Genomic DNA, 22,566 nt, shown 5'->3' with positions numbered 1-22,566 from the left:
GTTTGGAAACAAACAGAATGCTATCGCTGCATAGTTGAACAGTGATGTTCAGCAGTGTTCAGCGTAAATGTATCAGACGCGACAGGCACTGAACACTCTGGAAGTGTTTGTTAGCGTTTCGTAGGTCTTTCGCAGCGGTCATCAGTACCCCGTTGAGCAGCCAGAAATTGTTAAGCTTAACGCACGGATGGCAGTATCCGGCCATGCCCCGAGTGACAACTGCTGACGAGCTGCTGACAGAATATGCCTCTGGCGAGCGCAACTTTCAAGAATCCAACCTGGTGGGGGTGGACTTGGTGCGCTCCAACTTGCAAGGGGTGAATCTGAGAGGGGCCAACCTCTCCTTTGGCAAGCTGAGTGGCATTAACCTGCAGGAAGCCGATTTGCGCGGCGCCGATCTCAGCTCGGCCAACTTGATTGGGGCCAACCTCCGCGGGGCCAATCTTTGGGAAGCCAACTTGATCGGCGCGGATCTCAGCTTTGCCGACTTGCGGGAAGCCAACTTGCACGGTGCCTACCTTTGGGAAGCCAAGCTAACCCGTGCACAACTGCAGGGAGCCGATCTGAGCGGGGCAAAAATCGGCGGAGCAGTGCTGACCGGCGCTGACCTCAGCGGAGCCACCCTACCCGACGGGAGTGTGCGGGCTTGAGCCACCCCCCCACAAGGCAGAATGGAACTGTTGTGACGGGATCCCTGATGTTGCTGCTGTTCAACCTGGTCTTGACACTGCTGCTGGCTGTGGGAGTGGCAGTCCTGGCCGGACAAAACCCCACCACCCTGACCGTACACTTCTTGATGTGGCGCTCGGTGGAGCTGCCCTTGGGATTCCTCATCGCCGTGGCCGTCGGCCTGGGCCTGTTGACGGTGGGGCTGGGCTCTCTCCTCTGGCCTGGGCGCAGCTTTTCTGCCACCGCCCGCCAATTACAGGAACGGGTGCGCCAACTGGAAATGCAGGATCAACCGCCCCAATAACGCACAATTGCCAAAGGGATCCCTCTGCTTTCTGGCTTTGGCTCAACAGCTTCGATCCCCTGCAATTCTACCTGCAATTCTATAGTTGACTTGACAATCTTGTCGCTGGCCCTAGGGAAAGCATGCTGGAATGGCCCACCGATGCGAGACTGGGCGTAAGCTGAGATCAGGATCCCTTCGCCGTCTGCTTGATCAGTGCGTATCTCCAACCGTAACCATGGCTTATTTCCAACCTACTTCCCCGGATAGCTCTCCCCAAGACCCACGGGCCCTGCGCAAAGCCCTGCGCGGATCCAGTACCTACTTCGCCAAGGGGTTTGAAGAACACAAGGATCAAGCTCAACTGGAGCTGCAAACCACCTACAAAAGCCCCCTTGTGGAGCAAATCCGCGCCCAGGCTTACCGCTATCAGCGGGGTGACATCACCATTCACCTGGCCAAAGCCTTTGGCTTTTGCTGGGGTGTGGAACGGGCGGTGGAATATGCCTATGAAGCGCGGCGACGCTTTCCGGATCGGCAACTGTGGATCACCAACGAGATCATCCACAACCCTCTGGTAAACCAGCACCTGAAGGAGATGGGGATCCGCTTTGTGGAGAAAGGCCCAGACGGCAAGAAGGACTTCTCTCAGATCCGGCCCCAAGATGTGGTGATTTGGCCTGCTTTTGGGGCAAGTGCATCGGAAATGGCGTTTTTTCGGTCGCAGGGCAATGAGATCGTCGATACCACCTGCCCCTGGGTTTCCCGCGTGTGGAACCAAGTGGACAAGCACCGCGCGGCCCAATTTACCTCTGTCATCCACGGCAAGTACAACCACGAAGAAACCGTAGCCACCAGCTCCTTTGCCGAAAAATATCTGGTGGTGCTGAACCTGGAAGAAGCGGAATGGGTCGCCCGCTACATTTTGCAGGGCGGAGATGCGGCAGAATTTCGGCGGCGCTTCGGCAAGGCCACTTCCCCCGGTTTTGATCCGGATCGCGATCTGGAGCGGATCGGCATCGCCAACCAAACCACCATGCTAGAGGGGGAGACCCGCGCCATTGCTAAGCTCTTTGAGACCACCATGCTGCGCAAATATGGCCCCCAGGAGTTGGACAATCACTTCATGAGCTTCAACACCATCTGCAATGCCACCCAAGAGCGGCAGGACGCCATGTTCGAGCTGCTGGAGCAACCTTTGGATGTCGTGGTGGTGATCGGGGGGTTTAATTCCTCGAATACCACCCACCTGCAGGAAATTGCCCTGGCCAAGGGCTTGCCTTCCTTCCACATCGATGGCCCCGACTGCATCCAACTCAACAACCGCATCCGCCACAAGCCCCTTCACCAAGACCCGACAGTTACCGAAGGTTGGCTGCCCGCCGGGCCGGTGCAAATCGGCATTACCTCCGGTGCCTCTACCCCAGACCGCGTTGTTGAAGAGGTGATTCAACGCATCTTCGCCCTGCGTGAAGAACCTCGGCGGATCCCTGCCTAGGGATCCCTTCCCTCTTCCCTTTGAGCGTGCTCAACACCCTTTTTCAGGTTTATCCTCCCTTGCTGGGCTGGACGCTGCTGGGTTTTTTTCTCCAGAAGGGGCTGCCCGGCGACTGGAAGCGTTGGCTGGATCCTCATGCTTTGGGGCGGTTCATGTTCTGGGTGGGAGTGCCCCTCAGCATTGTTGGGTTTATGCAGGGAGTGGATCTGTCGGGTCAAATCTGGGTTGCTCCCCTGATCTGCTGGCTGTCGGTGGGGCTGGGGTTTGCCTTGACCAGCGCCTGGCTGTGGTGGCAGCACCGTGGTGTGGGGGATGTCCCCAACTGTTGGAGCAGCGCACAGCAGGGCAGCTTTCACCTGACCGCCACTCTGGGGAACACCGGGTATTTGGGCTATCCCATCTGTCTGGCTGTGGCCGGAAGGGCTTACTTTGGCTGGGCCCTGTTCTACGATCTGCTGGGCACTCTGTTCATGGCCTACGGGTTTGGCGTGTGGGTGGCCAGCCGCCACGGCAGTTCCCATGCTCAGCCTTGGCAGGTGGGCCTCCACATTCTGCGCACCCCTGCCCTCTGGTCGTTTGCGATGGGCCTGCTGCTGACGCGCGAACCTCTGCCGGGTTGGCTCTCTCAAGCGTTGGCGGCTTTTGCTTGGAGCATGATCCCGCTCAGCTTGATGATCCTGGGGATGCGGCTGGCCCAGGTGAAGCGCTGGGGATCCTTTCTTGCCGCCGGAGTGGCCCTCTTGATCAAAATTGTGATTGTGCCGCTCTTGGTGGGAATCGGCCTTGCCTTCACCCCCTACCCGCCTCTGGCCAAGCTGGTGCTGGTCCTGCAGAGCGGTATGCCCCCCGCCATCGCCACCCTGGTGCTCACGGAAGAATACGACTTGGATCGGGAAATTACCGTAACTGCCTTGGCCGTGGGGTACTTGGCCGCCTTGCTGACCTTGCCCCTCTGGCTGGGACTCTGGGGATCCTAATAGGCCAGGTGAGACAAGGTTTGCTCGAGGTAGCTATGCACCAGTTGATCCAGCTCTGCTTCCTGAGTGGGCAACTCCCGGCCCTGGAGCCATCCCCGAAAACCCGAGCTTTCCACAATGGCCTGCCGCAATGGCTTCCAAACTGCTTGCGTGCGCAGTGCTGTATCGGAGCTGAGAGCAGGACTGATCATGAGAAGAAGGTGAGTAGGAGTGATTCACCCTCAGAATAGCTTGGATCCCAGTTGACTTTGGCTCTCTAGGATACAAATCTCCCCTCTATGCTGAGCAAGCCTTCTCTCAGTCGCTCAAGCCAAAAAATCCTCAATATAGTCATTCCAAACTAGATTGAGACACTCCCCAGGCGTTCCGCGCTGCTTCCGCGGCCACCCCCAGACCTTCTCCCAGAGGGAGAGAGGAGCTGGACAGAAATGTTTCATTCCTGTTTAAAATGACCATACATCCCATCAACTCGAGCAAGAGGCCCAGGGATCCCTAAACGAACAATTGGCTGCGCTGCTCGACCCGTAAAGTTGGCCCCAAGGCATTGAGAAGAGAGACGCCGTAGCTGCGGACGATAATGCGGCTATCCAAAATAGCCACCCATCGAGTGGGGGAGCTGGGGTCTTCTCCCGAATCAGAGCCTTGCCGCAGAGGCGCGACGGCCCGTTGCAACTGGGCAGCAGCCACCGGCAAAAGGTACTGACGAAACCAGTCCTGCTGGGTGCGTTGCAGATATTGCACCCGTCCGGCCACCCTTGGGTCTTCCACAGAAGGGAAGGGCAAAGTGGTGATCACCATCAGTTCCGGGCGCGGCAAGCCGGCCTTGTGGTGTAGCCAGTAGGGCCAGTCGCAGACCAAAATGCCCTTTTCGCCCGGAAAAGGGCTGTTTACCCGCACCCGCGAGCCGAATTCGGCAGCCAAAGCCGCCCCCACCTGTGCCTGCAGAGGTTGATCCGACACCAACACCACCACAAAGCCCTGCGCCTGAGGGATCAGCTTTTTCAGCTCTTGCAGCAGGTGATCCTGAAATAGAGGGCTGTTGGGCAGGGGGAGGCGCGGCAAGTAAAGGGAAAGCTCCGCCCCGCCAGAACGTGGCCAACCCTCGCCTGAGGCAAACCGCAGCGGCGTCAGATCCGGCAAGCCCAACCGTCGCCGATAGGTTTCCGCCTGGCGATCCAGATCCAGCGCTTCCCCAATAATCACCACCGGCTGTGTGGCCCAAATGGGGGCCAACCAATCCTGCAGAGCCGCCGGGCTGTGGTGAAGGGTGAGGCGACCGGTTTCTCGGTCGGTTTCGGCCCACCAAATCCATTTGGAGACGGGATCCCCCTCAGAGCTGAGCCGCCGGCGGATTTGATCCCAGGGATCCGGCAGCCAGCCGGGGTAGCCTGTCACCAAAGACAGCACAGCATCCAGGTGAACCTGTTCATCCGCATGAAGCAGACAGCGGGAAAGAGGCCGCCGCAAAAGCTGAAGGGACAAATTGACCTGAACCTGGGAGAGCTGCTCCGCCTCGGCAGGGAAGATTTGCCGGAGCTGTTGCCAATGGCTGGCTTCCAGGGTCACCGTTAGCGCCTGGTAGGCCCAATCTTCCAGGTCTTCGGCTCCGTCGAGGATCAGAGGGATCCCTGTCGGCACTTGCGAGGATCCCTTTCTCAAGCGAGCTTGCAGCCAATCCAGGGGATCCACCAACAGCAACCCCTGGAAATCGGGATCCGGCCAACGGTCTTTTTGCAGGACGGGCTTATGCAACTGCAGGGTGTGCTGTAGCCAGGGGATCTCTTCCCCCAAAATTTGCGCCTGCACAGGAGCTGTAGCGCAGAGCAAGGTGGGGTTGGGCCACATCAGGGCCGGCAGCAGATAACTGAGGCGGTGCTGACCCCCAGCAGGCACCTGGATCAAGGTGCTGCGACCCAACCGCAACCCTCGCGCCACCATGCGAGCCATCGTCAACTGGTGGGGCCACAGGGCTTCGGGAGACTGCCGCAAAAGCTGCCGCAACTGTTGGTGGACTTCAACCTCAATCACAGTTCAGTACGCCGGGGGTCTGCCACAGACGGTAGGGTGAACTAGCCTATTCTAGGGTAGAGAAGAAAACCAAAGCCCATCTCTGGGGTGAGCGATGTCTCTTCTAGCTGCTGTTTCCACGGGATCCCTGCTTCTGGATCGCTCCGGGTGGGGCCGTTTGCGCATGAAGGGATCCCCAGGCTTAGACTATCTGCACAGCCAGAGCACCCAAAATCTGAAGGCCCTCAAGCCAGGGCAAGGGGCCGACACGGTTTTCGTAACTCCCACCGCCGGCATCCTGGATCTGGCAACGGTGTACGTGGGAGAAGAAGACTGCTGGATCTGGACTTCGCCCCAGCGGCGCAGCCTGCTGATGCAGAGTTTGGGGCGTATGCTGCCTTTGGTGCGGGGAGCAGAGTTGAAAGATGAGACGGACCAGACCTTTGGTTTTGGGTTGCTCGGCCCCCAGAGTCAGGCTCTCCTGGAGCAAGTGGTGAGCTCAGAAGAGATTCCGACCAGGCTCAATGAGCACTGCGCCGTGGAGATCCAGGGGATCCCTGTCCATCTGGCTTGTGGCACGGGTCTTGCCCAGCCGGGGTTTACCCTCTGGGGCACCATTGACCAGAAAGTCGCTCTTGAAGAATGCTTGCTCCAAGCCGGAGCCAAGCTGGCCCCACCTGAGCTGTGGGAAGTCCTCCGCCTAGAAGCGGGTCGACCTGCCGCCGACCAAGAGCTGACCTCAGACTACAACCCTCTGGAAGCCGGCCTGTGGCGAGCTGTTTCCCTTGACAAAGGTTGCTACGTTGGCCAGGAAGTCTTGGCCAAGCAGGTAACCTACCGGCGCATTCGGCAAACTTTGTGGGGGATCCGCCTTCAAGGAGAAGCTCGTCCTGGCACAGAGATTTTGCGGCAGGGGGAAAAGATTGGTTTACTGACCAGCGCGGGCTTGACTTCGCAAGGGTACCTGGGATTGGGATACGTGCGCACCAAATTCGATCCTGCCGAGGGGCTGGAAGTTGAAGTCGGCTCAGCGCCGGGAGTCCTGACCCGAATGCCGTTTTCCAGCTTCCCGCCTATTGTCTAGCATTATTTTTGCGGCAGAAAGCTCTCCTGCTTTGTAGAGAGAAAATGGGCAAAGGATTAAGAACTTACCAGTCAAAGTGACGGCGAAAGCGGGGATCCCGTCGATCCTTTTTGCGTCGGTTACAGGTTTTGCACAACGTTTGCAGATTGCTGATATCGTTACTGCCCCCTTGGGAAATGGGGATGATGTGATCGATCTGAAGCTGAACCTCTGGAGGCGATTTTCCGCAACCGCGGCAGCGGAAGCCATCTCTTTGGAAGACATACTCCCGCACAGATGCTGGGATGAAGATGCGCTGACTCGTTCTTGTTTCCCTCATGGCCGATCAAAACCTAAGTGGCCCGCAAGTCATCTAAAGGAGAGGCGGCAGCGTCAATGGAAACGTGATCTTGATCTAGGGCTTCAGAAGCCAAAGTTTGATCTTCGGGAACAAACTCCAGGCAGATTTTAATCGATATTTGTCCAGAAACCCATCCTCGACCGGGTCGCAATAGTCGAGAACTTATCCCGCTTATTAGGCTTATTATATCAGTACTAATTTTCTTAGACTCAAGGTATTTGTTTATTGAATCTCTGTTGCTTAGGAGAAAAGAGACGATCACTTCATGCAAAGTGTTTGGGAGATAAACCTGGTCACCAACTTGAACAACAGTCTGTGTATCAGCAGATTTGAAAAGCATTGGCTCAGCCATGGTACGAACTCCGCTCTAACCAGTTCATTTTATGAGCTTACATCTTCCCGAGTGTCATCCAAAAGAGATCGAATGCCTCCTGATCTGGAGGGCTGTCGAGCTCGCTAAAGCAATCTTGAGCTTGTTCAGAAAGATTATCTGGCACTTGATCAACCTCCTGGTGCATTTTTCCAGTTAAGTTATTCCTCACCTCCGCGAAGGTCATCCAGAGGGGATCCACTGCCGCCCTCTGAGACTGTATCCTCTGGCTCAAACTCTACAATGATCCGCAATCTGACTCTGCCTTTTTCCCAATCCTTCTTGCCCGGCACCAAGAGCTGACAAGCAAGTCCCTGCCCAAACCACTTCGCTTCTTGCAACAATTTTTCTTCTGGCTTGGGAGCAAGAAGGCTACTGGCAATGTTGAGCAAGTCTTCCGGCGGCAGGATCCCTGAGGATCTCAAGGCCGCAATGAACAAGCGATGCAGCTCTTCTTTCTTGGTCAAGTCCTCTTGGGCTGCTTTGACCAAGTTGGCAACCTTGAAAGTTTTCTCCCTTACAGAGAGGATCCCTTCTGGGTGCTGCTGTAGAGGTATTGATTTGGATCCCATGACTTTATCTGGATCAAGTGAAAGGCCAAAAACAAAGACAAGCCGCTCTATCTCAGATCATCGAGGATGCTATCCAACTCTGGAAAACTCTCGTCTATGGGTGTAGAACGACCAAGAGCGACTGCTTCGCTTGCATTGCTGTCACCTACTTGCTGTTCAGGAAGACTTGCCAAAATCTGAACTGACTCACCAACAGAGGAAGGCTCAGGACGAGTAATCAAGGGCAGCATCTCGCGATTGAGGCCCAAAGCCTGCAGGCAGAGGTTGATCCCAGAAACAGCTTGGTTGTACTTGTCTATGCTTGCCTCCAGTTCTTTCAGCCGCTGTTGGTTAAGCGCAATTTTCTCTTCAGCCTCTTTTCTGAGAGTTGCTTCCATGAACTGCTTTGCTTCTGGGTACTTTTGCAAAATCTCATCGGCTACTTGCTTGGCAACCGGCAATAGCTGAGTTTTTAGAGTATTGTTGGTCTCTTGTCGGAAGCTAGAACGCACTGTCTGGTTAACTTTCTGCTCGAAGTCAAGCTTGAGTAATTGTCGGATTCCAGGCTCTGCGTCTTGAATGGCAGAGATGTCGTATGATTGGCTGGTTTGTTTTAGGACTTCTCGAAACTGGTAGATCGAGAATGTTCCTTCCTCATAGAAGCGGGGGCTTTCTCTGAGGTAGCGGTCGCACTCTTTTCGGGCACCATTGACAAGAGAGCTCAAAGTTACATCTCTAACCGAAAGAAGCTTTTTCTCCAAGTCCCCATCGGATCCCAGTAGGCGAAACAACTGCCTGTAGTAGCTCGAGCTGCGAACTTCATCAACAAGGCGACGAAAGAAGTTCTCTACAAGCGTGCTGGCTGATTCTACCAGGATGTCCTCTAGATGGTTGGACAAATAATAAAAGGCTTCGACCAATACAGCTAAGAATGGAGCTGTGGAGTTGCGGGGACGAATGCGAACGGCTTGACTGTAAACATTGTCCAACGAAAAAGTATCCAAAAGCTCATCTAGCCTCCGTACCATCCTAGTCTTCAATTTATGGAAATCGTTCTCAAATTCTTTGTTTTCTCCGTTAATAACTTTATTGACTACTGTCTGGATATGCTCGTCAAACTCTCGGCCAATACTGGCTAGCTGCTGATTGATCAGCGTCAGCTCATAGGAAATCATGCTGTCAATCTCTTTGGGCTGGCTATCAATGTCTCGGTAGAGATCTAGATAGGACTTCCTCATCTCGATGCAGAGAGGTTGCAAATCATCGGCCAGCGCGGAAAATAGCTGTGGCCGCTTTTCTTCCGTTAAATAACGAGTGATCCCAGCCCGAAAGTCTTCAATACCGCTATCTTTAATCATATACTCAATCAAAGGTTTTCCCCACTCCCTCAGAATCCGAACGTAGTTATTTATGGGTGTGTCGTACCCATGTACAGAAGGGCGGAACGGGGATCCAACCAACCTACCTGACGTGCAGTACTTGTTAAACTCGCTGACAAACTGGGGCGTTTCTTCCTCACCACCCAATTCTTTGATGCTTTCTGAAAAGATTGTATCCAGTCCAAATCGATCCTCGGGGGTAGTTGCCTTGATCTGGGAACCATAGAAGCCGAGAAGGCCGCTTGTCTTAAATACGCGGAGTTGACGAAACTGCTGGTCGATAATGTTTTCTAGTCTCTGCTTTAGTTGTGCGTTGTACCAAGTCTCATCAATCCGGTTAAACACATAGAAGACGCGATCCCTGATGCTGTCATTACCTTGAATGTGTTCAATAAGTTCTGTCTCTTCCTTGGTTAGTTCGCCTGTTGCAGCACATTTGAGAACGCAAACAACTGCAGACGTATCCGGATCGGCAATTTTTCGATAGGTGCGCTCTGCATCTGCTTTGACTGGAGCATCGATCCCAGGAGTATCGACAATAACGTTTCCATCTTCCAGCAAGGGGTGGTGGCAGTAGTATTCGACTTTTCGGAGAACTGCGCTATTGGCACCGCGCCGGGCAAAACCCGCAGCTTCTCTTAGGTTGCCGAAGTTGAGCTGCTCCATTGAGAAAACTTTGTTCTCGGTAGGGTGAATTTTGTCCCGGTTCTGCTGGAAACCTGTAATCAACAAGCGAAGTGCATCCGCCTGCTTCGCCCGCTCTGACTTGCTTTTGCCTCCCTCCTGCTGAATAATAGCCTCAGCACGCTCCTTCAGGGGATTCAGTGCAGTGTCTTCCAGCCTGCTGAGTGACGGAGCCAAGTTTAGGAAAGCGCAGAAGGCGGTCATCTGTTCTTGCACTTCCTGCTCGCTAAGAAAAGTGAGCACTACCCTCTCCGCATTCGGCTCTGCGTAGGCGATGTAGCACTCTGTCCCTGTGGCGTGCCCTTCGGCGCTGTAGAGAAGCTCTCTTTCTAAGAGGGCATTGATTAGCATAGACTTGCCAGCACTGAAAGCACCGGCAAAAACAATCTCGAAAGTTGGAGAAATAGCTTTGCTGAGGGAAGCTTGAATCCGAGTGGTATCTTGCTTGCCTGAAAAAGTGGAATCCTGATGCCAGAGTTGCAGGATAGCTTCAACCTGCTCTTTCAAGTTCTCACACTGAGGCAGGAGCTTTACAGACATAAGAGAGCAATCTCCACAGAGGCTGCCGGGATTATAACTTGCCTATGCTTGAGGTGAGGATTCCTACAACAATTTTCTTCAGTCCCGGAGCTGTGTGGCTATATGTGCATACACGTGAAGAGAGAAGAGCAGAACTCCCCAGACCGACATAGCAAAAAGGCTTAGGTCGTTGACCCAAGCCCGCCTCAGCATACTCATACCAGATGCCAGGAACCAGACTTGAACTGGTGACACGAGGATTTTCAGTCCTCTGCTCTACCAACTGAGCTATCCCGGCTCTGGACCTACTATCTTACAATGTCGAGGGGGGTTTTGACAACTGGTGGCGCCCCCAATTTAGCCAATCAATTTCTCCAAAGCCTCCATCTGGGGGATGCAGAGAACATCTCGGTTGCGATCCCGGCGGATCAGCTCCTCTTGCTCCAGCTTAGACAGAACGCGAGTGACCGTTTCCCGAGCCAGGCCACTGAGGCTGCTCAGCTCCCGATGGGGCAAGTTGGGGATCTCTACACCACTCCGGCTAACCCGGCCACGAGATTCGGCCAAGAACAGCAGGATATCGGCAACACGGGCCGTACTGCTGGCCTCGCGCAACTGCAGACGACGGTTGATCTGCCGTAAGCGGCGCGACATGAGCTGAGCAAGGCGGATGCCGGCCTGAGGATCAGAAGCCAAAAAAGCCAGGAAGTGTTGGGCCGACAGACAACCGACTTTGGTGGCGGTTAGAGCTACAACGTCGGTAGAGCGAGGTGCTTCATCCAAAGCAGCCATCTCCCCGAAGATTTCTCCTGGGCCAAGAATGGTGAGGGTGATCTCCCGGCCTTCGAGATCATGGGTGCGAATCTTGACCCACCCTTCCAGGATGAAATAAACGGCGTTACCCCAGTCATTTTGTAACAAGATGGCCTGATTGACTGGGTGGGAGCGCAACGACATTTGCCCGGCCAGCGGCTCTAGCCTCTCAGGAGGAAAGCCCTCGAACAGGAGCATCAGGCGAAGGTCATCTGGAGTTACATCGCTCACCGTTGGATCCTCCTGCACGGGGTTGGTTCTGGTTGAGTGGGATGGGAAAAGGGTAGGCCTGGAAAGCCCCCCTGCTCCCCAGCCTACAGCCCGCCAGGGCGAACTGCGTAGCGATAGGGCAGGGCTTTAGACCCAATTTTTACCGCTACTTTGGAAAGGGATCCCTGCCCAAAAAAGCTGCTGCCATTCTCTAACCCAGAAACGGCAAAATCCATCTTGCTGATGTTAATTCTCTCGACTTTGTGCAGTTTGAGTCGAGATCTAGACCTGCTGAAGTTGAGATTGCCAATCTTGGCTGGTATCCAAAACCTTTAAAAAAGGCCGTTCCGACTCGGAAAAATCCTGCCAGTGGGCCTGCTGTTGGGAGAGCATCTCGGCGGTGGCATCAGCAATGTCGGCAGAGGGCTGCTGATCCCCATCGATGCAGCCGGCTGGGGCCAAGAGGGGTTGAGGAGCTGGGCTGCGGCGTTGCAGGCGCTCCCGCAAAACAGGTTCAGGGGCGTAGCAGTGGAGGATGCGCAGTGGGATCCCTTGGCGTTGGGCCTGATCAATGGCCATCCCCCGCAGGGCTTGCCGGTCAAACTTGGCGTCCAGAATCACGGTGTAGCCTTCCTGGGCCAGCTCTACTCCCAACTGCACCAAGCGGCGGTAGGTTTTATCGGTCATCTCCGGGGTATAAACCTCCGGCCCCCCCCGTTGCCGCAGAGGGATCCCGGCCAAATGCTTGCGCACCGCATCGGAGCGAATGTGAATGGCTCCCCGCTGACGGGCCAAGTGGCGGGCTACCGTGCTTTTGCCGGATCCCGACAATCCTGACATCAGGAACAATTGCCCCTGCTTGGGGAGGGTGTATTCCCAGGCAAGACGGTAATAGCGGGCGGCGGTGCTAAAGGCTGTGGCCTTGGCTTCCTCTGCTGCAGTGGGATCCTCCAGCAAAAAAGAGGTGACCTTGGCCCGCACGTAGGCCTGCCGATTGAGGTAAATAGGCAAGATCTTCAACCCTTCCCAATCTCCGGTTTCTTCCAGGTAGGTGTTCAAATAGGCGTTTCCCAGATCGGGGCGATGGCGGGCATCCAAATCCATCACCCCATAGGATATGTCGTACATGACATCCACAAAGCGGAAGGCTTCATTAAACTCGATGCAATCAAAAAGCAGGATCTTCCCTTCCCAAAAACAGATGTTGCCTAGGTGCAGGTCTCCGTGGCATTCACGAATGCGGTTTTGTTCTATTCTTTGTTGAAACAGCTCCTGCCGCTCAGCAAAAAAGCGATCGGTGTAGGCTTGGGTTTCTCGATATTGCTGGGCTGTTTGTGGGCCGCCGACGTAGCGCTGGGTTTGGGCGTAATTCTCGTCAAAGGCTTCTCGCACCCGTTCTGGCCGGCCAAAGCTGCGGATGTAGTCGTTGGTCTCGGTTTGGGCATGAAACGTCGCCACCACCCGCCCCAGCTCCTCCATCAAGGACGGCGTTAGCTCTCCCCGCTCAAACAGGTTGCTGAACAGTTGCTCTTGGGGAAATTGCCGCATTTGCAGAGCGTATTCTATGGGCTCGCCGCTGCTGTTGAACTGAAATCGGCCATCGGTCTGGACAATGGGCAAAACTTGCAGATAAAGGCCGGGAGCACCGCGCTGGTTCATGCGCAGCTCTTCTTGGCAAAAGTGGCGTCGCTTCTCCAGAGTGGTGAAGTTCAAAAAGCCAAAGTCCAAAGGCTTTTTCACTTTATAGGCATAGTCGCCTGTCAGCAGAATATAGGAAATGTGGGTTTGAATGAGCCGAATGGGATCCTGTACCGGATGAGGGTAGAAGGCGGGATCCAGCATCGCTTGGATCAAGGGGGGCAGGTGGGTATCGACCATGAAAAACGATAGAGATGGAAAAAGGGCTTGGACGGGGATCCCTATCTTCCGCCGACAGAGCAGATTGTCCTCCACCTATTCCTTAAAGGGCAAGGCGGCTTCTTGGGGGGAAAGACGGATGAGGCTGATCCCCTGCTGAATTAGCGTATCTTGAGCAGCACCGGAAAGAGCGTAGGGCCAGACCAGATATTTGGTGTTGATGTAGTCTTGTCCGCGCTTGGCCAGGTTTACCTGTTCCGAGAGCATGCGCACGTCTGGCCCGCGGCTGATAGTGGCTTCGGCCCGGCGAATGCGCTGCATCAGTTGGCTGAACAGCTCTTGGGGCTGCTGCACAAACACCACAATGGCCAAGTCACAGGGGTTGTAATAGTTGCCGATGCCGCAGAGGAGCAGGGCTTCACTGGAGAGAACAAGGGTTTCTTGATCCCCCAGAGCCACCACCGGATACAGAAAGGTGCGCACATCCTCCAGTTGCCAGTGGTTAAAAGAGTGGCTATCTACCTCCCCCCGCACCCAAGAGGAGATGGCAGGAAAAACTGCTTCGCTCAACAGTCGATAGGCCGTCTGGGGTCGCCCTAGCCAGCAGAGGGCATTTTCGTAGAAGCTCTCGTTCTCCAGCAGGTGGGGGGTGAGAGGAGCAACCATGGGCAGATCCTCAACGGGCTTTCTCCAGCATGCCTACTCGGGGATGGTTAAGGCAATTTTGCCCAGAACGGATCCCTGCTCCAGCAACCGGTGGGCGGCAGCCGCTTCGGCCAGAGGAAAGGTGTGGCTGAGCTGGATCCGCAGTTGGCCTTGGTCGATGAGGCGGGCACATTGCCTGAGGATTTCCGCCTGATTTTGTTGGGCGTTGGTCAGGCTTTTCAGCATCGGGGTGAGCATCAGCTCAAATCCCACCCGCAAGTTGCGGTCGCGAGCCACCCGCCAGTCGATCTCTGGGGCCGGGACCAGCAGGGTGACGATATCTCCGTACACGCGCACTGCGGGGAAGGTCTGCTCCAATAGCTTGCCGCCCAAGGTATCTAGGGCAAGATCCACCCCCTCTCCCCCTGTCCAGTCCAAAACGGCGCGCACAAAGTCTGTCTGCCGGTAGAAGATGGGCAAGCCGGCGCCTAGGGAACGGACAAACTCCGCCTTTTCCGGGGTGCTCACGGTGGTGGCCACTTTGGATCCCCGCAGACGGGCCAGTTGAATGGCCACATGGCCAACTCCACCCGCTCCCCCGTGGATGAGCACACTTTGGCCGGCCTGGAGACGTCCCCGGTCGTACAGCGCTTCCCAGGCGGTGATCAGCACCAGCGGGGCAGCGGCAGCTTCTGCAAAGCTCAGAGTTCTGGGCTTGGGAGCCACAAAACGCTCGTCCACCACGATCAGCTCGGCGTAATTCCCCGCCTGCCTGCCCAGACCCCCGTGGCAGAAGTACACCTCGTCTCCCACTGTAAAGTGCCTAACTCCGGATCCCACGGCTTCCACAACGCCGGCACCGTCACACCCCAAAATGGCCGGCATCTCCTCTGGATAGAAGGTGCCCCGTTGCCGCAGTTTGGTGTCGATGGGGTTGACGCCGGCTGCCCTCAGACGGATGCGCAGCTCCCGCTCGCCGCGAATTTGGGGCTCAGGTACTTCTCGGAGCTGCAGAACCTCTGGCCCGCCGGGCACACTCATGACTACGGCTTTCATGCGCTCAAGTTGTCAGCTTCAGTTGGGTTGGCCCGCTCAAAGGATGCAGGGTAGAGTTTGTTCTGGTGATGAGAAGATGGGCATCTCCCCATTGGGGTGTTGCTTTGCAACCCTGCGGAGTCTTGCAGCTGCTCTCTAGCCTATTTTAGCTAAACCGCCGAGAAGCCCCGCGCTGTATGCGCAGGGTCAACATACCCACGCAAAACCGAAGCCGTCACCCCACTCCATGAAGCAATAAAAAGGCTAGTGACTAGTGACTAGTCACTACGCACTACTCTACAGGGCGGTGGGGCATCCCGTCCTTTTCGCGTCAGCGGGACGTAGTCCTTAAGCTCAGGAAATGTCTGAAGCGATAGCAGGGGTCACTAAGAAGCCCGCGCTGTGTGCATAGCAACCCTGCGGGAAGCTAGCTACAGCGTCGGGAGTATGTCACGCAGCCTGCGACTTCATGGGCTCCGAGCAGGCCAAAATGAACTGGTCGATCTCCAGCAGGATGCGTTCTGCCTCGGCCAGAGAGGCCGGTACGCTTGCCAGCACCTGGGCATCTACTTCCGCAGCCTGCTCCGCTTCTTGCAAGAGGTTCATCGAGTTATGGCTGAGCAGGAGCTCCAGCTCGTTCAGGGTTACCATGGCCAGCTGCTCCTCGGCTTGATGGAGCTTATTTTGCAAAGTCTGAACTTGTTCGGTTTGCACCTTCAGCCTAGCTTCCGCCTGCTCAGCGCGAGATACAGCCAGTTGTGCAGCTTGCTGGGCCTCATCCCGCTGAGCTTTCAGGAAGGCCATCTCTTGCTCCAATTGTGCCAATCGCTCTTGCAGGCTGTAAATGTGCTGATCCCGGTCTCCCAAAGCTCGCTCCAGCTCGCGATTTCGAGCCTCCATCTGCTGACGAGCTTCGTTCGCTTGGGCCAGCTGTTCCGCCAAGTTTGCCATTTCCTCTTCCATGTTGGTGAGCCGACTCAAGCGTTCCAAAACCTGAGCATTTTCGGCTTCCAGTTTCTCAATCAGCGCTTGAGCGCTCAACAGTTCTGCTTTGGTGGAGTCCAGCTCGCCACAGACTTGATCGTAGTTGGCGATTAGCTCGCCAAGCCGGGCTTCTTTGGCTTGCAGTTCTTCTCGCAAGGAGTTCATCCAGCGGTCGCTCTGCTCAATCCGCTGTTGCAAGAGCGGCAGTTGAACCAGAGCTTGTTGGGCAGCACTGAAATAGCCAAGGAGTCGTTTGAAGTGGCGCTGTAGGTGGCTGTGGGACTGATCCAATTTGTCGAAGGCTTCGTTGAGAGAGAGATAGGCCTCGCACAGTTTCATGTAGCGCCGAGCCACAGAATCAGGATGATCCATAGAGTTATAGAGTCCAGGTGGGGTGCCGTGTCTATTTTATGCTGTTCATTCTATTGGCCAAGCCTGGAGAAGGAGGCATTTGATACAACAACTGGGGGCTTAATTTTACTTTAATATCCGGTGCCCCAATCTCTCTTGCGAGCCAAGGCCAAAGATTCTGCCCCAATACAGCTTCAGACGTTACCCACAGGCTACACAGAGACTAAAGCGGCTCCTCAAAAGCAATTGAAATCTTGTCTTGACCACACAACCGGTTCATCTACATATTTAGTGTTCATGAGAAGATGCCCACGAGCTCTAGCGCTAGATGTGCTGCAAAAGTAGGGCTCTTCATGGCTCAAACCGGCTGGGCATTGGGGATCCCTAGCTTCTCCAAATAGGCGGCTGCCCGCAGCAGTTTGGCTTCTTGATAGGGGGCGGCCACCAGTTGTACGCCAAAGGGCAGGGATCCGCTCTCGCGCAACGGCACTGAAAGCACCGGCAGGCCGATAAACGAGAGGGGCTGAGTGTAGAGGCCGAGGTTGGGCCGAGTGAGAACCTCTACCCCATCGATCACCATCTTCTCTTGGCCGAGCAAGGGGGCAAAGCAGGGGGTGGTGGGGGCGATGAACAGATCGATCTCCTGAAAAATGGCCTGCACCTGCTGGCGATACCAGCGGCGAAAGCGCTGCGCCTGCAGGATCCAACTGGCAGGCAACAGGGCTCCGGCCAAAAAGCGATCCCGGGTGGCCGGGTCAAAGTCGTGGGGGCGAGTTCGCAGGTTGGGCAAGTGCAGGTTGGCTCCCTCAGCAGCCGTGATCAGGAAGGCAGCGGCACGGGCGCGCTGGGCTTCCGGGATCCGCACAGTCTGGCCGACCCCCAAGGCTTGGGCCACCTTTTCTACCCCGGCCAAGATGGGGGGCTCTGCCCCTCGGGCAAAGTAATCATCCGCCACCGCGATGCGCAAGCCTTCGATCCCCTGCCCCAATTGCCCAAAGGTGGGATCTACAGGACGCCGGGTACAGACGGGATCTTGGGGATCCGGCCCTTGCATGACATCGAAGCTGAGGGCAATATCGGCCACCGAACGGGCCAAGGGGCCCACGTGGTCAAAGCTGGCGGCAAACAGAGCCGCTCCTGCCCGCGATAGACGGCCATAGGTGGGCTTGAGGCCGTAGACGCCACACAAAGAGGCCGGTACCCGAATCGAGCCGTTGGTGTCGCTGCCCAGGGCGAGAGGCACCAAACCTCCTGCTACTGCAGCTGCCGAGCCGCCCGAGGATCCCCCCGCACTGCGGCTGAGATCGTGGGGGTTGTGGGTGGGGCCGTAGTGGCTGTTTTCGGTGACGAAGCCGTAGGCGTACTCGTCCATGTTGAGGGTGCCCACCAAGATTGCCCCTGCCTGCTTGAGACGAGCCACCACCGTTGCATCTTGGATGGCCGGGGGATTCTCGCGGTTGATCGCCGAGCCAGCCAGGGTGGTGAGGCCGGCCACGTCAAATAAGTTCTTGACGGCAAAAGGCACCCCTGCCAACGGGCCTACAGGGATCCCTTGAGCCACCTGTCGATCCACCTGCTCCGCTGCTTGCAGAGCCGATTCCTCCAGCACGGCTGTGAAGGCATTGAGCTGGGGATCCCGCCGGCGAATCCGCTCCAGACAGGCGGCCACCACCGCTTGGGCGCTCACGGATCCCTGGCGGACAGCCCTGGCAATAGAGACCGCGTCAGCGCTGCCGAGAAGGTGGGGATCCCCGGTCATGGCTGGGGGTCAAAGGTGGGATCTGGCTCAACTATCGGCGGCAACGGGAACTCCAGCACCTGTTGAGCAATGGGCAGAAAGCGGGCAAAATTTTCGATCACCCCTGCTCGGTGGTCGGGATGCAGGGGCAGTTGCAGCAGTTGGGCCATCTGGTCGACGTAGGTTTCCGGATCCCAGGGCTGCATGGTTTTGGGGTCAGGGAGCCGATTGCAGCAAAAATACCACCACTAGCCTCCAACAACAAGACCGTCGTCGACTAGGGAGCGGCCATCTGCACAGCGTTGCCCTGCAGCGACCAGAGACGCTCGTTGGGCAAGACAGGGCGGGTTATCGCCTGCCGTTCCAGCTCCTCCAGAGCGACGCGACGGCTATGTGCAGAGCGATTGGAAGCAGCGCTGGCTTGCAGGCGTTTGCGGAACAGACGCAACTGCTGCTGCTCTGCTTCGGGAGAAACATGCTGGGCAAAGAGGGGATGCAAGATTTTCTCCTCCTGATCAAACTGAGCCCGCAATTGCCGATAGAAGTGAAGGGCAGCAGAAGGATCCACCTGCTGCGGGGTGCGCTCTGATTGGTGCAAAAAGCGCGTCAGCTCCGGGATCTGATCCCGCAGATGTTGCTCCAGCCGCTCAATTTGGTCGCTAAGGTGGAGATCCGCCTGGAGAGCCGACCTGAGCAGGGGGTAGAGAACATGGCGCTCCAGTTGAATGTGGCGGGAGAGGCGCTGTCGCAACCTTTGTACACAGAGGCGTCGCTGCTCCAGATCCAACTCCGGCGCTCGAGACAGGCGAGTCAAAAACTGCAGGATGACGCGGTGCTGTTCAGCACAAAGGGCAACCAGCGTACCGGCAGAGGTTGCTCGCGTCAGCGGGAGGGACTCCTCAGAAGACATGGCAGTTGACAGCAGAGAAGTTTCATCTCAGCTTAACTTTGTCAAGAAATGATGGCCTGCGTAGGGGTACGGAAATGGCCCAGATGTTTTGTATACACCCGGACGGCAATCCTGAGAACGGCTGCCCTGATTTGAACTCCGGCCAGGTATTGCCGCTCCCTAGGCTTGCACGGGCCAACGGCGTTTCCAAGCGGAAGTGGGCTCCAAAGAGGAGGCCTGCTGTTCCTGCTGGCGTTGCAGCCGGATTTGGGATCGCTCCCCTTGCAAGGTGGGATCCCGGTAGGGCACGGCAGCGCGAGTTTTCAGGTGCTCCCACTCCATGGGGGAAAGAGGCGGCAGGTGGTCAGGTTGGGGCGAGGCCACTGTCCCCGGCCAAGGACGACCTACCGGGGGGGTAGAGCCGATGAAAAGCCCTGCTTCCAACAGAGCCGCTCGCACCGCCGCTGCACAGGAATAGGTGGCCAAAATGCCGGTTGGTCGCATCCGTTCGGCCACGGCCCGCAGGAAATCCACCGTCCACAGCTCTGGGCAAACAGAAGGCGAGAAGGGATCCAAAAACACCGCATCTGCCCACCCCAGCGGCACCTGCAACACCGTTTGCCGGGCATCGCCCCACAGCAGCGTTCCGCGCCAGCGCTCCGATTGCCAGGATCCCTGTTCAATCCAGTGTTGCCATTCTTGCCCAAAGCTCCAGTCGGATCCCACCCCTGCCTGCCAAGCTTGCCGGGGTACTTCCGGGGATCGCTCCAGGCCGATTACCTCCACAAGACAATCGGGCCGGATTTGCCAAATGGTTTCTAGGGCAAGGCCGGAGTTGTAGCCCAGGCCAAAGCAAATATCCAAAAGGCAAATGGGCTGGGCGGGATCCCGTTCCAACGGCAGCCGATCCAGCCGGCAAGGGCGGACAAACTTCTCCAAAGCCTCCTGGGCGGCACCACTGACGTTGTGAAAAGCCTGTCCAAACTCTTCCGAGAAAAAGGTCAGGGATCCATCCCCTGTGGTCAGCACCTGCCACCGACTCTCCATTGCCTGCTGTTGTCTCTATTTTCAGTTGGGCGATTCTTTGATAGCTTGAGAACGTTGAGATGTGTTTCGCAGCTCACCGGCAGGGCTCTCAACATCCCTGGCCAGAAAAGGTGTTTCAACGGCTATGTCTTTACTGGATTGGTTTGCGGAACGGCGCAGACAAACCTCTCTAAACCTGACAGGTAGCAGCCCCTTCGACAAAGAGCGTCAGGTAAGAGAGATTGCCGACGGCCTCTGGCAAAAGTGTCCTGCCTGTGACACCCTGACCTACACCAAGGATCTGCAGCAAAACTGGCAAGTTTGCCCCAGCTGTGGGCATCACCACCGCATTACAGCCCCAGAGCGTCTGGAACAGCTTTTGGATCCCGGATCCTGGCAACCCCTCGACGAGCACCTGGCTCCCACGGATCCCCTACACTTTTTCGACCAAAAGCCCTACTCCGAGCGCTTGGCCACCTACCAGGAGCGCACCCAGCTCAAGGATGCCGTCCTGACAGGGTTGGGAAGCCTGGAAGGGATCCCGGTGGCGATTGGGGTGATGGACTTTCGCTTTATAGGCGGCAGCATGGGCTCGGTGGTAGGCGAGAAGATCGCCCGCCTCACGGAACGGGCCACCTGCGATCACCTGCCCTTGATCCTCTTTTCGGCTTCGGGGGGAGCCCGCATGCAGGAAGGGATCCTCAGCCTGATGCAGATGGCCAAGACCTCAGCCGCCCTACAAAGGCACCGCGACGCCAGACAATTGTTCATCTCCGTGCTCACCCATCCCACCTATGGCGGGGTAACTGCCAGCTTTGCCATGCTGGGAGATTTGATCCTGGCCGAGCCGGGCGCGCAGGTGGGGTTTGCCGGGCCCAACGTAATCGAGCAAACCATCGGCAAGGGCAAGCTGCCAGAAGGCTTCCAAACCGCCGAGTACCTGCTGGCCCAAGGGCTCATCGACGCGATTGTGCCCCGTACTGAGCTGCGCAAGCGGCTGGCCCAGTTGCTCTCTATGCACCGTCCCCGTTTGCACATGTCCCTTCCCTCCATAGACTCGGAGGCTTTAACCCTGCAACCTATGCTGTAGGTAGATCCGCCTAAGATGCGGAATTTGTGGCCGAGGCCGGATCCCTTCCCTGCGGGGGATGGAGTTCCTGCTAAGCTCTGGGGCGGCTCTTACTTCATGGGTTTACACGGCTTCCCTCTGGCTTGTTGGGAGAGGAGCTGGGGGCGAGAGGGCAGATGTTTTTGGAGGGAGCCGCGCTGTCCCTGGGGATCTTCACAAGATTTCCTGGTGGGCGGTAGCGGATGGTGTTAAGGTGGGGCATGAGGTCTTCACTGGAAACGATGGATTTCAAGCTGCGCATCCGTACTGCTGAAACTCCGCAAGGGCAAAAACTGGCAATTGTGCCCCTGGAAGGTCGTTTTGATGCCAAGGCCGCCTCAGAAGTTCGGCAATTGCTCCAGCAGGTTTTAGATTTCGGTTATCCCAATATGTTGATCGACATGTCATCGGTCACTTTTATGGACAGCTCTGGGCTGGGGGTGTTGATCTCGGCTTTGCGCAAGTGCCGTGCTGCCGGGGGCAACATTAGCCTTTGTTGCGTGCCGGAAAGTGTGGCCCTCGTCCTCAACCTCACCTCCATGGAAAAGGTACTGACCTGCTTTAGCGACCTGGAGACCGGCATTGCCAACTTTTCCAGCGCTCCCACTGCTCGTTAGGCCGACATTAGGCCTTACTTTTGGGGATCCCTTGTCACTCTTCGCAGTCCCTTGACCATCTTTTGTTTGACAATCTTCGGCCATGCCCCAGACCGGCCTCGATACCTTTCAGCTTCTCTACCAGCACCACCGTGGCCCCAGCTTCTGCGAGCGCATGCTGGCAACAGCTCCTGGGCGCTTTAACGAGGCGTTTTGGCACTTCTGGCAGATGCACATCGAGCCCTGTCTGCCTCCTGCACCGCGCTTGTTGGATCTGGGAACCGGGCCGGGGTTTGCTCTGGGTCAGTGGGCGCAACGCTATCCCGGAGGACACTTCATCGGGGTGGATGTGATGCCCTACATGTTGGAGCGAGCGGCGGCAGATTTGAAAGGGATCCCTGGAATCCAGCTGCTGCAGGCCGACCTGCACGACCCTCACTTGCCGCTTGCGGCCAACAGCATCGATGCAGCTCAGGCAGTGGTGGTGTTGCACGAGATGGTGCAGCCCTTGCGCTTGTTGCAGGAGGTGTTGCGTCTACTCAAGCCGGGGGGGCGATTTTTGCTGGTGGATTGGGTGCGCGCCCCGCTCAGCCTCTACTTCGATGCCGATACAGAGGCCCAACTCTTCCAGTCGGACACGCCTTTGGAAACGCTGCTGGATCAGTTTACCCACTTCTACGAGCACAATCGCTTCAGCGCCGAAGACCTGGTGTGGTTGCTGGAGAAGGTGGGTTTCGCAGTGGTGGCTCAGCAGCTCTACAACCAAAATCGCTTTGTGCGACTTGCAGCCGAAAAGCCTATCTCGTAAACTACCCGGCTCCGACCGCTAAGCGGTACGGAGCGGGCTTTCAGTAGCCCTGAGCCTGCTCTGCCCTACCAGAGAACAAAACAGGCCCGAACCTCTAGGCTGGTTTACGGCAGCCCCCAAGAGCGCAATCACATTCGCACCATTC

24 protein-coding genes, 1 tRNA gene and 1 pseudogene are annotated in these 22,566 nt (G+C 56.6%); 8 read left to right on the top strand and 18 right to left on the bottom strand.

Annotated features, from left to right (window positions below; translation table 11 throughout):
• Positions 1 to 203: 203 nt before the first annotated feature.
• The 4 genes from NW828_RS09840 to NW828_RS09825 all read left to right on the top strand — a co-directional run bounded on the left by NW828_RS09840 (position 204) and on the right by NW828_RS09825 (position 3,427).
• Complete coding sequence (locus tag NW828_RS09840; RefSeq protein WP_414383543.1) at positions 204 to 650, top strand: pentapeptide repeat-containing protein; 447 nt, start codon at positions 204 to 206, stop codon at positions 648 to 650.
• Positions 647 to 973 (top strand): LapA family protein, encoded by a 327-nt coding sequence (locus NW828_RS09835; protein ID WP_414383541.1) that lies wholly within the window; start codon positions 647 to 649, stop codon positions 971 to 973. Before NW828_RS09840 ends, NW828_RS09835 begins: the two co-directional genes overlap by 4 nt.
• Before the next feature lie 217 nt (positions 974 to 1,190).
• Positions 1,191 to 2,450: a 4-hydroxy-3-methylbut-2-enyl diphosphate reductase gene (locus tag NW828_RS09830; RefSeq protein ID WP_414383540.1), complete on the top strand. Its 1,260-nt coding sequence runs from the start codon at positions 1,191 to 1,193 to the stop codon at positions 2,448 to 2,450.
• 26 nt (positions 2,451 to 2,476) lie between these two features.
• Positions 2,477 to 3,427, top strand: coding sequence for an AEC family transporter (locus NW828_RS09825; protein WP_414383539.1), 951 nt, complete (start codon positions 2,477 to 2,479; stop codon positions 3,425 to 3,427).
• On the opposite strand, the gene NW828_RS09820 is transcribed toward NW828_RS09825, so the two are convergent.
• Positions 3,424 to 3,618 carry a hypothetical protein gene (locus NW828_RS09820; RefSeq protein WP_011434196.1) on the bottom strand — a complete coding sequence of 65 codons (195 nt, stop codon included), beginning with the start codon at positions 3,616 to 3,618 and terminating at the stop codon, positions 3,424 to 3,426. The two genes, NW828_RS09825 and NW828_RS09820, sit on opposite strands and share 4 nt — an antisense overlap.
• A gap of 301 nt (positions 3,619 to 3,919) precedes the next feature.
• Positions 3,920 to 5,455 carry a hypothetical protein gene (locus NW828_RS09815; RefSeq protein ID WP_414383537.1) on the bottom strand — a complete coding sequence of 512 codons (1,536 nt, stop codon included), beginning with the start codon at positions 5,453 to 5,455 and terminating at the stop codon, positions 3,920 to 3,922.
• A gap of 94 nt (positions 5,456 to 5,549) precedes the next feature.
• Between NW828_RS09815 and NW828_RS09810 the strand changes: the two genes are divergently transcribed.
• Positions 5,550 to 6,518, top strand: a complete 969-nt coding sequence (locus NW828_RS09810; RefSeq protein WP_414383535.1) for a YgfZ/GcvT domain-containing protein — start codon at positions 5,550 to 5,552, stop codon at positions 6,516 to 6,518.
• Between the two features lie 64 nt (positions 6,519 to 6,582).
• Here the strand turns inward: NW828_RS09810 and NW828_RS09805 are convergent, their stop codons facing one another.
• The 15 genes from NW828_RS09805 to NW828_RS09735 all read right to left on the bottom strand — a co-directional run bounded on the left by NW828_RS09805 (position 6,583) and on the right by NW828_RS09735 (position 19,930).
• A complete protein-coding gene (locus NW828_RS09805; RefSeq protein ID WP_414383533.1) occupies positions 6,583 to 6,837 on the bottom strand; it encodes an HNH endonuclease in 255 nt (84 codons plus the stop codon).
• A 13-nt stretch (positions 6,838 to 6,850) separates the two neighbouring features.
• Positions 6,851 to 7,210, bottom strand: coding sequence for a KGK domain-containing protein (locus NW828_RS09800; protein ID WP_414383531.1), 360 nt, complete (start codon positions 7,208 to 7,210; stop codon positions 6,851 to 6,853).
• A 179-nt stretch (positions 7,211 to 7,389) separates the two neighbouring features.
• Entirely contained in the window at positions 7,390 to 7,800 is a 411-nt protein-coding gene (locus NW828_RS09795; protein WP_414383529.1) for a KGK domain-containing protein, read from the bottom strand.
• Between the two features lie 47 nt (positions 7,801 to 7,847).
• On the bottom strand, positions 7,848 to 10,382 hold the full coding sequence (locus NW828_RS09790) for a dynamin family protein (protein WP_414383527.1): 2,535 nt from the start codon (positions 10,380 to 10,382) through the stop codon (positions 7,848 to 7,850).
• A 204-nt stretch (positions 10,383 to 10,586) separates the two neighbouring features.
• Positions 10,587 to 10,659 (bottom strand) — tRNA-Phe (locus tag NW828_RS09785).
• Between the two features lie 59 nt (positions 10,660 to 10,718).
• Entirely contained in the window at positions 10,719 to 11,372 is a 654-nt protein-coding gene (locus tag NW828_RS09780) for a Crp/Fnr family transcriptional regulator (RefSeq protein ID WP_414332238.1), read from the bottom strand.
• A 116-nt stretch (positions 11,373 to 11,488) separates the two neighbouring features.
• Positions 11,489 to 11,620 (bottom strand): hypothetical protein, encoded by a 132-nt coding sequence (locus tag NW828_RS09775; RefSeq protein ID WP_414383525.1) that lies wholly within the window; start codon positions 11,618 to 11,620, stop codon positions 11,489 to 11,491.
• 46 nt (positions 11,621 to 11,666) lie between these two features.
• Entirely contained in the window at positions 11,667 to 13,262 is a 1,596-nt protein-coding gene (locus NW828_RS09770; RefSeq protein WP_414383545.1) for an AAA family ATPase, read from the bottom strand.
• Positions 13,263 to 13,337: 75 nt separating this feature from the next.
• A complete protein-coding gene (locus NW828_RS09765) occupies positions 13,338 to 13,907 on the bottom strand; it encodes a hypothetical protein (RefSeq protein ID WP_414332236.1) in 570 nt (189 codons plus the stop codon).
• 33 nt (positions 13,908 to 13,940) lie between these two features.
• Positions 13,941 to 14,942, bottom strand: a complete 1,002-nt coding sequence (locus NW828_RS09760; protein WP_414383523.1) for a zinc-dependent alcohol dehydrogenase family protein — start codon at positions 14,940 to 14,942, stop codon at positions 13,941 to 13,943.
• A 429-nt stretch (positions 14,943 to 15,371) separates the two neighbouring features.
• On the bottom strand, positions 15,372 to 16,277 hold the full coding sequence (locus NW828_RS09755) for a hypothetical protein (protein WP_414383521.1): 906 nt from the start codon (positions 16,275 to 16,277) through the stop codon (positions 15,372 to 15,374).
• Positions 16,278 to 16,614: 337 nt separating this feature from the next.
• On the bottom strand, positions 16,615 to 18,015 hold the full coding sequence (locus tag NW828_RS09750; RefSeq protein ID WP_414383519.1) for an AtzE family amidohydrolase: 1,401 nt from the start codon (positions 18,013 to 18,015) through the stop codon (positions 16,615 to 16,617).
• Positions 18,012 to 18,200 carry a DUF4089 domain-containing protein gene (locus NW828_RS09745; protein WP_414328765.1) on the bottom strand — a complete coding sequence of 63 codons (189 nt, stop codon included), beginning with the start codon at positions 18,198 to 18,200 and terminating at the stop codon, positions 18,012 to 18,014. The genes NW828_RS09750 and NW828_RS09745 overlap by 4 nt, the downstream gene beginning before the upstream one ends.
• 71 nt (positions 18,201 to 18,271) lie before the next feature.
• Positions 18,272 to 18,904 carry a hemerythrin domain-containing protein gene (locus NW828_RS09740; RefSeq protein WP_414383517.1) on the bottom strand — a complete coding sequence of 211 codons (633 nt, stop codon included), beginning with the start codon at positions 18,902 to 18,904 and terminating at the stop codon, positions 18,272 to 18,274.
• A gap of 159 nt (positions 18,905 to 19,063) precedes the next feature.
• The gene (locus NW828_RS09735; protein ID WP_414383515.1) at positions 19,064 to 19,930 is read right to left on the bottom strand and encodes a tRNA (5-methylaminomethyl-2-thiouridine)(34)-methyltransferase MnmD; all 867 of its coding nucleotides are present in this window, start codon (positions 19,928 to 19,930) and stop codon (positions 19,064 to 19,066) included.
• A 124-nt stretch (positions 19,931 to 20,054) separates the two neighbouring features.
• Between NW828_RS09735 and accD the strand changes: the two genes are divergently transcribed.
• From accD to NW828_RS09720, 3 genes are all read left to right on the top strand, one after another.
• A complete protein-coding gene (gene accD / locus NW828_RS09730) occupies positions 20,055 to 20,999 on the top strand; it encodes an acetyl-CoA carboxylase, carboxyltransferase subunit beta (RefSeq protein WP_414383513.1) in 945 nt (314 codons plus the stop codon).
• A 239-nt stretch (positions 21,000 to 21,238) separates the two neighbouring features.
• Positions 21,239 to 21,634 carry an STAS domain-containing protein gene (locus NW828_RS09725; protein ID WP_414374470.1) on the top strand — a complete coding sequence of 132 codons (396 nt, stop codon included), beginning with the start codon at positions 21,239 to 21,241 and terminating at the stop codon, positions 21,632 to 21,634.
• An 82-nt stretch (positions 21,635 to 21,716) separates the two neighbouring features.
• On the top strand, positions 21,717 to 22,421 hold the full coding sequence (locus tag NW828_RS09720) for a class I SAM-dependent methyltransferase (protein ID WP_414383511.1): 705 nt from the start codon (positions 21,717 to 21,719) through the stop codon (positions 22,419 to 22,421).
• A gap of 18 nt (positions 22,422 to 22,439) precedes the next feature.
• Here NW828_RS09720 and NW828_RS09715 read toward each other — a convergent pair.
• A pseudogene (locus NW828_RS09715) lies at positions 22,440 to 22,566 on the bottom strand (RNA-guided endonuclease TnpB family protein); the annotation flags it as partial.

It is taken from the genome of Synechococcus sp. W55.2 (assembly GCF_047461635.1).
Lineage (GTDB): Bacteria > Cyanobacteriota > Cyanobacteriia > Thermostichales > Thermostichaceae > Thermostichus.
Note: the sequence above shows the minus strand (reverse complement) of the source record. Positions and strands in the feature narration are given on the sequence as shown.